The sequence below is a fragment of the Belnapia sp. genome, assembly GCF_059504005.1.
In genome coordinates, this window is record NZ_JCACHU010000035.1 from 1 (window position 1) to 8,877 (window position 8,877).

9 protein-coding genes are annotated in these 8,877 nt (G+C 65.3%); 3 read left to right on the top strand and 6 right to left on the bottom strand.

What is annotated here, in order from left to right:
- Positions 1-277: 277 nt before the first annotated feature.
- A complete protein-coding gene (locus tag AC5JJ1_RS05395) occupies positions 278-1,021 on the bottom strand; it encodes an HAD family hydrolase (RefSeq protein ID WP_495784090.1) in 744 nt (247 codons plus the stop codon).
- 8 nt (positions 1,022-1,029) lie between these two features.
- Entirely contained in the window at positions 1,030-2,520 is a 1,491-nt protein-coding gene (locus AC5JJ1_RS05400) for a mannitol dehydrogenase family protein (protein ID WP_495784091.1), read from the bottom strand.
- A 688-nt stretch (positions 2,521-3,208) separates the two neighbouring features.
- On the opposite strand from AC5JJ1_RS05400, the gene AC5JJ1_RS05405 reads away from it, so the two are divergent.
- Positions 3,209-3,946: a hypothetical protein gene (locus AC5JJ1_RS05405; RefSeq protein WP_495784092.1), complete on the top strand. Its 738-nt coding sequence runs from the start codon at positions 3,209-3,211 to the stop codon at positions 3,944-3,946.
- A 101-nt stretch (positions 3,947-4,047) separates the two neighbouring features.
- Positions 4,048-4,443, top strand: a complete 396-nt coding sequence (locus AC5JJ1_RS05410; RefSeq protein ID WP_495784093.1) for a hypothetical protein — start codon at positions 4,048-4,050, stop codon at positions 4,441-4,443.
- 648 nt (positions 4,444-5,091) lie between these two features.
- Here AC5JJ1_RS05410 and AC5JJ1_RS05415 read toward each other — a convergent pair.
- On the bottom strand, positions 5,092-5,862 hold the full coding sequence (locus tag AC5JJ1_RS05415; RefSeq protein ID WP_495784094.1) for an SDR family oxidoreductase: 771 nt from the start codon (positions 5,860-5,862) through the stop codon (positions 5,092-5,094).
- A gap of 12 nt (positions 5,863-5,874) precedes the next feature.
- A complete protein-coding gene (locus tag AC5JJ1_RS05420; protein WP_495784095.1) occupies positions 5,875-6,270 on the bottom strand; it encodes a (R)-mandelonitrile lyase in 396 nt (131 codons plus the stop codon).
- Positions 6,271-6,366: 96 nt separating this feature from the next.
- On the opposite strand from AC5JJ1_RS05420, the gene AC5JJ1_RS05425 reads away from it, so the two are divergent.
- Positions 6,367-7,263: a LysR family transcriptional regulator gene (locus AC5JJ1_RS05425; protein ID WP_495784096.1), complete on the top strand. Its 897-nt coding sequence runs from the start codon at positions 6,367-6,369 to the stop codon at positions 7,261-7,263.
- A 419-nt stretch (positions 7,264-7,682) separates the two neighbouring features.
- Here AC5JJ1_RS05425 and AC5JJ1_RS05430 read toward each other — a convergent pair whose 3' ends face one another.
- A complete protein-coding gene (locus AC5JJ1_RS05430) occupies positions 7,683-8,318 on the bottom strand; it encodes a transposase (RefSeq protein ID WP_495784098.1) in 636 nt (211 codons plus the stop codon).
- Positions 8,315-8,877, bottom strand: a 563-nt coding sequence (locus tag AC5JJ1_RS05435; protein ID WP_495784097.1) for an IS66 family transposase, incomplete at its 5' end; no start/stop codon positions are given. The genes AC5JJ1_RS05430 and AC5JJ1_RS05435, both read right to left, overlap by 4 nt.

Consider the following 8,877-nt stretch of genomic DNA (forward strand, 5'->3'; position numbering starts at 1 on the left):
CGGCCTTATCCTACCCGAAGCGGCCCAAGCCGCCGACCGCTGCAACAAAGCGCCTTGGAGGCCCACTACCTCCGCCCAACGCTCTGCACGCTCAAGAGCCTCGTTCATCACGGCCGCCGGGTTGGCCAAAGGGGCGCCGATCAATGGTGCACCGCTGACCGGAAGCGCCTGGCCCCAGGTTGTTGTCGGACCTTCCGGTGTGATTGGCATGATGGTCTCCAAAGCGTGGTCCGAGCGCATTGGCCTCGGACGCCCAGGGCTAAGGGAACACGTCCTGTCAGGCAGCCTCGGCCTTGCCGGCCGAAGTTGGCGCAGTTGAGGTCCACGGTAGCGGCGGAAGAATGAGTGGTCGCACCGCATGCAGGTCAGTGGCGATCAGGGCACATCTCTCCCGCATCTCATTGGTTGGCGGCAGCAGGTCCGGCACCATGATCACGGTGGCGCCGGCCGCATAAGCGGCTCGTACGCCGTTGTAGGAATCCTCGAGCGCCAGGCAATGTTCTGAATACGTACCGATCTTCTGGGCCGCCTGCAAGAACAAGTCCGGATGCGGCTTGCCGCGAGCGACATCGTCGCGGGTTACGATCGCGTCGAACCGGCCCAGAATGCCAGTGCTGCGGAGATGGCGTTCCGCCTTGACCCGGCTCGAGGATGTCGCAACCGCCTTCGGTATCCCCAGCGCTTCAAGATGCGAGAGCAGGCAGCGCACGCCCGGCTTCAGCCGCAGTGCACCAGCCTCGATCATGGCATCCATGTGTCGGCTCACCGCTGCTAGGTAATCCTCGGCGGGAAACCCTGGGCCGAAGCGTTCCTGCACGAGAACACGGCAATGGTCGGCAGGAACCCCGATCATGGCATGGCGAAAGCTCTCCGGCGCCGAGATCCCCACCTCGACCGCGGCCTGCTCCAGGCCCTGCATGGCCAAGCTCTCGGTGTCTACCAGCAGGCCATCCATGTCGAAGAGCACGGCCTTGATGCGCAACGCTTCCACGTGAGCTGTATCCATATCCCGGGAGGTCATTTGTGCTCTCACCTGCAACCCTGCTTGGGATTGGCCAACAAGGCTTTTACGGTAGCGTGAGGCCCCATGTGCTGCAGATCGCCAACCGCCTGCGTCAGGCCGACCCGGAACGCTTCAAGCCGCGGCAGGTCGCGCCCGAACACGTCTTCCATCGCCAGCACCGAGGCGGTGAGGCGCCCCGCGTCGTTCCCCGCAGCTGCGCCCAATGCCTGCATGCGCCCAGTCAGCGGATCCTGAGTTTCCGCGGCATGACCGTGGCCGACACATCCCGATGCGCAGCAGATCCAGGCCGCAACGGCGAGCAGAGTACAGGGTGCCGAACGTCCGGCCTCCAGGTTCTCCTGCACCGAGGCAAGCAACCGTGCTTGCAGCTTCTCCGAGCCATTGCGGCCGACCCGGCTGAGTTGATGTGCGATGCCGGGATTGCGCCAGCGCCGCAGCAGCTGATGGGCATAGGCATCGATGTCGTGCCTGCTCGGCGGCTGCGGCGGGCGCTGCTCCGCCAACATAAAGCGCAGGGCATAGGCGGCGAAGACTGGGTCCTCCACAAACTCTGCGACGGTCTGCATCCCGGCCAGTGACCCGAGATAGGCGATTGCCATATGCGTGCCGTTGAGCAGCCGCAACTTGGAGGCTTCCCAGGGCGCCACATCCGGCACGAACTCCGCACCGGCTGCCTCCCAAGCAGGACGCGGGCCGTCAAAGTCCTCGATGACCCATTGGCGGAATGGCTCGGCGGAGACCGGCGCCGCGTCGAACACGCCAAGCGTCGCCGCAGCATCGGCCAGATCGGCCCCGGTCGTCGCTGGCGTGATGCGGTCCACCATCGAGCACGGGAACTGCACCGAACTGGCGATCCAGCCGGCGAGTTCGTCATCGAACAGCGCCGCATAATCGATCGCCGCCTGGCGCAGGATCCGGCCGTTCCCCGGCAGGTTGTCGCAGGACATCACGACGGGAGGGCGCCGGCCCGCCTTGTGGACTTCCGCCAGTCCGGCCACGAGAACACCCAGCGCGCTGCTGGGCAGAGATGCGTGCAGGTCCTTCTGAATATCAGGATGGTGAACGGCGAGCCGCTCGGTGGCCGGATCCAGGCAGTAGCCAGAGGAAGTCACCGTCAGCGTCACGAGGCGGATCGCCGGATCGGTGAAACGGGCCAAGAGGGCAGCCGGGTTCTCTTGCGCGAAGACGACCTCGCTGAGGGTGCCAATCACTGTAGCGCCGGCGCCGTGCGGGCCACGCTCAAGCACGGTGTAGAGCCCATCCTGCGGCTGCAGGGCATCCCGCATGGTGGGCCGCTGCAGGCTTGCGGAGATAATGCCCCACGCGAGCGGAATGGCGCCCGGTTTGGCTTCGATGGCCCGCTGAGTAAAGACGGCTTGGTGGGCACGATGGAAGGCCCCGCAGCCAAGATGCAGGATCCCGGGGCGGAGTGCGGCCACGTCGAAGCCTGGACGGCGTACCGTACGCGGCAGGCCTCGCAGCGTCGCCAGCGACAAGCGCGGCGATGCGTCGGCCCGCGAGCTTATGCCGGCGGGAGATTCGAGAGATGAGATTTTCAGAGAGGAGAGGTGGACCACTTGCGACAACCTTTCGGGTCTCCACGAAAAGGAGCCCCAATCAAGGCTGCGTTAAGCTTCTTTGGTGGGCCAGAGTTCCAAGCTGTTCCTGAGCGAATACTATAATTATGAGATGTTCGCTGACGTACATTGGGACAGATTGATACTTTTGTCGATCGTGTACTTCAGGTGAATGCAGGTATTCGGGGAGGAAACGTAGCGACGGGGGTTAGCCCGCCGCCAGGAGCGCAACCGCCTCCGCTGCGATCTCGGGCGGCACGATGTGGCCGTCCGGGTGACCGGCCTGGCCTCGAGGCGGTCTCCTGTGAGTGCTACGGTGTGACCCGGCGAGCCTATGACAGCTTGATCAGGCTACCCGCTGGGGCAAGCCGGCCGTACTGGCGTTAGCCGAAGGGGAGCGTCAGGTTTAAGAGAGTGATCGGCTCACGGCTCGCAGGGTGGTACAGCTCGGCACGGCCACGGATGGAACCTACCCCGAGGTCGGCAGCGTTGGTTGTGGACTGAGGCCGATAGCCCGACCCGGTTCAGCGGCCTGGAAGTTGAACCGCTGCGTCGGGGTAGGCGGCCGCAGCCAACGCGACCAAGGATCTCTGGACGGAGGCATCCCATGGACGTCGATCGGCGACTGGAGCAACTGTGCGAGCGTGTCACGCTCGTGGAGGGCGTTGGCAGCCTGAGACGTGGCGAGCTCTGCGTCATGTCCTTCGTGGCCCTGCTGGCGGGCGAGCACCATACGGATCATCCGGCGACCGCCTCCCCGCTGATCCGCAACCTTGCCATACCCATCAACGACGCCATGCCCCAAGAGGTACGTCAGCGTCTGAAGCCGTTCGCTGCGCGCATTGTTGGCACCAACGGCGGATGCGACCGGGCCCGGGCCGAAGTTCTGCGCCAGGCATTGGCAGGAGAGATCCTGCCCCGGATTCGTCGAGACTGGGGGGCGGGGCGGGTTTCCGAACGGTGCTGCGCGCCACTTGAGTTCCTCTTCGCCGGCGCTGCCGGATTTGCGGGCGCTGTCGGTGGGGATTTCGAGACGCGTGTTGCGCTGTCCCTGGCTGAGATCGAGCGCGGCATACCGCCAGGGTATGAGCCTTGCCTCGGCTCGGCCACAGGCGAACTCCTCGTACGGTGCATGCGCGAAGCCACCACACCGGAGCAGCGGAGCTGGTACTGGGACGAGGCGATCAGCTTGCTGGACCGCCTTTGTGACATTGCGGAGGAGCCCCGGAGGCAGACCATCCGGGATGACCGGATTGCTCGAGCCGAGGAGCGCCTTGGCAGCACGTGGCTAGACGGCTTCCGTTGGTTGATGCCTGCGACCTACAAGGTGCATGAACCGTTCTGAATCCTCGGAGTGTCCGGTGAAGGAAGCACCTGGCTTTTTCGGTTTGGAATTCTTCGCAGTGGCACACCGCACGGCGGCCACTGCGCCTGTCGCCAGGCAAGATGGAGGAGATGATGAACGACTTGATCGGGGATAGCTATTACGACTGGGTGTTTGTCGCCAGCACCGGTGATCAGTATGCGGGCTTCATGTACAATGACACCGGCGCGTACGCGCCGGGGCAGATCCTGCCCACTGCAAACGGTTACTATCAAATCGGCACCGAAAGCCCGTACGGCTTCGACCTCGGCCCATTCTACGGCATCGGCGAGGGAGCGGTGTACATCACCTCCTACTACGACACTGCGCAAGGATACCTGCAGACCGCCAACTATCCCTACTACTCGGCGCCGAGTTCCGTCTTCGGTCTGGGCTACGAGTACGACTACGCCTGGAACGGGGTGTTCTGGGACGACTTCGGCTATGCGGGATCCTATCAAGCCGGCTACTTCGGCTGAGGCTGCGGCGGCCGATTTGCCATCCAGCAGTCCGTCCGTGGCGCCCTGGGTGGAAACCCGCCTAAGCAATAGCAGGCGGTTCGGCGCGAGCCGGCTGAACCTGGCGGATTCCCGATGGAGACCTCAATGAGGAGATGGCGCCTTTTGCTGCTTCTCGGCCTCCTCGCTCTCGGCGGCTGCGTCGGCGGTCCGGTAGGATACCAGGGCGGCGCAGGGTACCTCGGCTATGACGACCCTGCTTACCTCGGTTACCGTGGCTACGGCTTAGGCTACTGGCGGCCATACCAGCACCATTGGCGTTACGGCAGGCCGCTTTCACCGCCGCCCGTCTTCGGGCTGGGGCGCCCTCCGCCTCCCCCACCGCCTGCTTTCAGGCTAGGTCCTCCGCCTCCTCCACCGCCTACCTTCAGGCCAAGCCCACCACCCCCACCACGACTTCGGTGACATGCTTTGGGTGTCTATGTCTGAAACGGTATGTATGCAGAAGCCAGCGTTGGCCCGGCACCTGGATGCCTCTCCGCCTCCTCACCTTTGATAAGTCGCCCATCCGCCAGCATTGCCCAAGCTTGTTATTATCGAGTGTCAGCAGCTCGTCCGCCGACCGGCTCGGCGGCATTCACCTGCCGGGCGGCCACGGCTGCCGCGCCGCTAGACCGTCTGTCCGCCGTCGACGACCATGGCATGCCCGGTGACGAAGGCGGCCCGATCTGAACAAAGCCAGAGGACGGCAGCGGCAATCTCCTCGGGCCTGCCCATCCGACCGATTGGCTCCTGCGCGATCACCCGCGCGCGGCCCTCGGCCGTACCTCCGCTAAAGCGGTCCATCATTGGGGTCTCGATGATACCCGGACAGATGGCATTGATGCGAATGTTCGACTTCGCGTAGTCAAGCGCCGCTGCCTTGCTAAGGCCGATGACGCCGAACTTGGCTGCACAATACGCCGTCTGGCCCGCGAAACCTTTCACCCCGGCGCCTGAAGACGTGTTCACGATGGCGCCGCCGCCTTGCTGCAGCATCAAGGTGATCTCGTACTTCATACACAAGAACACCCCCCGCAGGTCGATGGCAGCGATCCGGTCCCAGTCCTCGATTGTAAGTTCGGCCAAGGACCTGATGGGTTGCTCGACACCAGCGTTGTTGAAGGCGATGTCAAGCCGCCCGAAAGTCTCGATTACCTTGTCAAGCGCGGCCTTTACCTGCGTTTCTCGAGACACGTCGCAGTGGACTGCAAGGGCCCGTCCGCCGACCTGCTCGACCAGATGCGCTGTTTCTTGGTTGCTCGCCTCCGCGATATCGGCAACCACGACGCTGGCGCCCTCACCAGCCAAAGCGAGCGCTGCAGCACGGCCGATGCCGTTCGCCGCTCCGGTCACGAAGGCGACCTTGCCCGCGAGACTCCTATTCGGATCCATCGCCATCTGCTGCTCCCTTCAGTGCGAGTACTGGTCGTCGGTGACCTGTTCCAGCCAATCGACGGGGGAGCCGTTCAGCTTCTCCTGGATCGCAATATGGCTCATGGCCGTGCTGGCGGTGGCGCCGTGCCAGTGCTTTTCCCCCGGCGGGAACCAGACCACGTCGCCGGGCCGGATCTCCTCGACCGGGCCGCCCTCGCGCTGCACCCAGCCGCAGCCGGCGGTGACGACCAGGGTCTGGCCGAGCGGATGGATGTGCCAGGCGGTGCGGGCGCCGGGCTCGAAGGTGACCAGGGCGCCGGCGACCCGCGCCGGGTCGGGCGGGCTGAACAGCGGATCGATGCGGACGGTGCCGGTGAACCACTCGGTCGGCCCCTTGCCGGAGGGCTGGGAGCCTACGCGCTTGATATCCATCGCCTCTCTCCTTCGTCGGGATGCACCCGAGAGGTAGGGGCTGCGGCTGCGGGGGATTAGCCGGTAGAACTCGCATGGACCTTTAAGCAGGACTTCATGATGCCCCGGGCGGACCTCAACGACCTCCAGGCCTTCCGCGCGGTGGCGAGGGAGCGCAGCTTCACCCGGGCCGCGGCGCAGCTCGGGGTCTCCCCATCGGCGCTGAGCCAGGCCCTGCGCGGCCTCGAGGCGCGGCTCGGCCTTCGCCTGCTGGCCCGCACCACCCGCAGCGTCGCGCCGACCGAGGCGGGGGAACGCCTGCTTCGGAGCCTCGGCCCCGCCCTGGACCAGATCGATGCCAGCCTGGCCGCCATCGGCGCCTTGCGCGAACGGCCGTCCGGCACCATCCGCGTCACCGCCGGCGAGCACGCGGCCGACACCGTCCTCTGGCCCGCGCTTGAGCGGCTGCTGCCGGAGTATCCGGACATCACGGTCGAGGTCGACGTCGACAACACCCTGACCGACATCGTCGCCGGGCGCTACGACGCAGGCATCCGCCTCGGCGAGCAGGTGGGGAAGGATATGGTGGCGCTGCGCATCGGGCCGGAGCTGGGCATGGCGGTGGTCGGCTCGCCCGCCTATTTTGCCGGGCGGCCGCGGCCGAGGACGCCACAGGACCTCATCGGCCATCGCTGCATCAACCTGCGCCTGCCGACGCTGGGCGGCCTTTATGCCTGGGAGTTCGAGAAGGGCAGGCGGGTGCTGAATGTGCGGACCGAGGGGCCGCTTGTCTTCAACACCATCCCGCTGATGCTCAAGGCGGCCCTCGCCGGGTTCGGCCTGGCCTGCCTGTTCGAGGACCAGGTGCGGGCACCGCTCGCCGAGGGACGACTCATCCGCGTGCTGGCCGACTGGTGTCCGCCCTTTCCGGGATACCACCTCTACTACCCCAGCCGTCGCCAGCCCACGCCGGCCTTCACGGTGCTGGCCGAGGCCTTGCGCTACAGCGCATGACGGCGAAGGTCTGCTGAGTCGATAGTGGCCGAACGGCTTGATCGCCATGGTGTCCGCTTGACCCGTCACTGATCGAAGGCTGTCGTTCCGCTTTCAACCAAGCTCAGCCGTGCGGACAAAGGCGGGAGCGACGTTGAGGGTCAATCCGGCAGCAAAGCCATCCACCGAAGCCCGCATCACTTGCGATAAGGCGCACGCCGGGCAAGTCAGCAGATCAGCTCAAATACTTCTGCCGCAGTTGGTCCGACACCGGCATCTCCGTCGATATGGACACCGACAATCTGGACCGGTAGTACACAGGGCCCGACCCGACGGGTGGACTCATCAGTAAGGGATGATGCTCCCGGTAAACCGGTACCTTCGCGGCTGTGTTGCAGGGATTAGCGAGGCGAACGCAGGGTGCCCAGTGCTGTCTTGGTTCAGGTAATGCGGACGGAGATCGGGCGTCCCAATTCCAACATGCGGTTCAGCGCATGGACGGCAAGGTCCACCTCGGTCGCCCGACGCTGGTCAGCGTAGCAGTACAGTCCGTCACCGATAACCTGTTTGAACCTACCGATCGCGGCTTCGACGCGGGCTCGGATGATGTAGCCAGACGCCTTCTGCGAGGCCGCTAGTCCATGCTCGGTGATGAACTGCAGGTGGCGGTTCCGCTGCGTCGGCGCGCTCCCTGCAGTTCCACTCGGCACGGCCGTGGAGCGCGGCGGCACGATGACCGCCGCGTTCGGATGACGCTCGGCGACTGCGGCGGCAACGCCCTTTTGGTCATAGGCGCCATCGGCGATGAACGAGGCCACCGGTACCGCCACTTGGTCGAGCAAGGGGCCGACCTGGACGCCGTCATCGACGTCGTTGGTGGTCAGCGCCGCCGCGACAATCTGGCCAGTCTCGGCGTCCATGCCGATGTGCAGCTTCCACCAGGACCGGCGCGTTTTGGTGCTATGCTTCTCTAGCACTACCTGGGCACTCTTAGCGCCGTCCTGCGTTGTCTTTGAACCGGTTGGAGGGGGTTGGGTGTAACCGGGGCAAATTCCCGGGCCCAGCTGGCTGGTCAGGCCGGGGCGCCGGCGTGACGGACGAGGTTGGCGAGAGGCGGGACGGGCATGGCGCCTGGGACGCGCAGGCGGTCACCGAGGTAACGGTAGAACGAGACGCCGAGCTTGCGGCAGGTCTTCAGGAGGCCGAGCAGCACATCGCGGGCGGTCCGGCCATCCTCGCTCATGGTGCCACCCGAGACCTTGCGCTTGGTGACGCAGGCGCGGATGTCGTTCTCGGAGCCGTTGGTGTGTAGCGGTATCTCTGGTCGCTCCAGGACGCGCAGCAGTTCGGCCCTGCGCCGGTGCAGGCGGGCCAGCAGGCGGTCGAGCAGGACGTAGCCGGTGCGGCGGGTGAATATGTGGTCGAACCGCGCCCTGAGCGCGGTGGCCCGCCGGGGACAGGGTTCCTGCTGCCATGCCTTCAGGTCTGTATAGAACCACCAGATCAGAGTACGCGTCAGTTCGACAGCCCGGCGCTGTGCGTCGGTGGTCGGCAGCAGCTTGTGCACCAGCCGCTCGGCATGGACCCAGCTTGCGACAGGAAAAGTCCTGGGAAGGAGGAAGATGTAACCTGAAA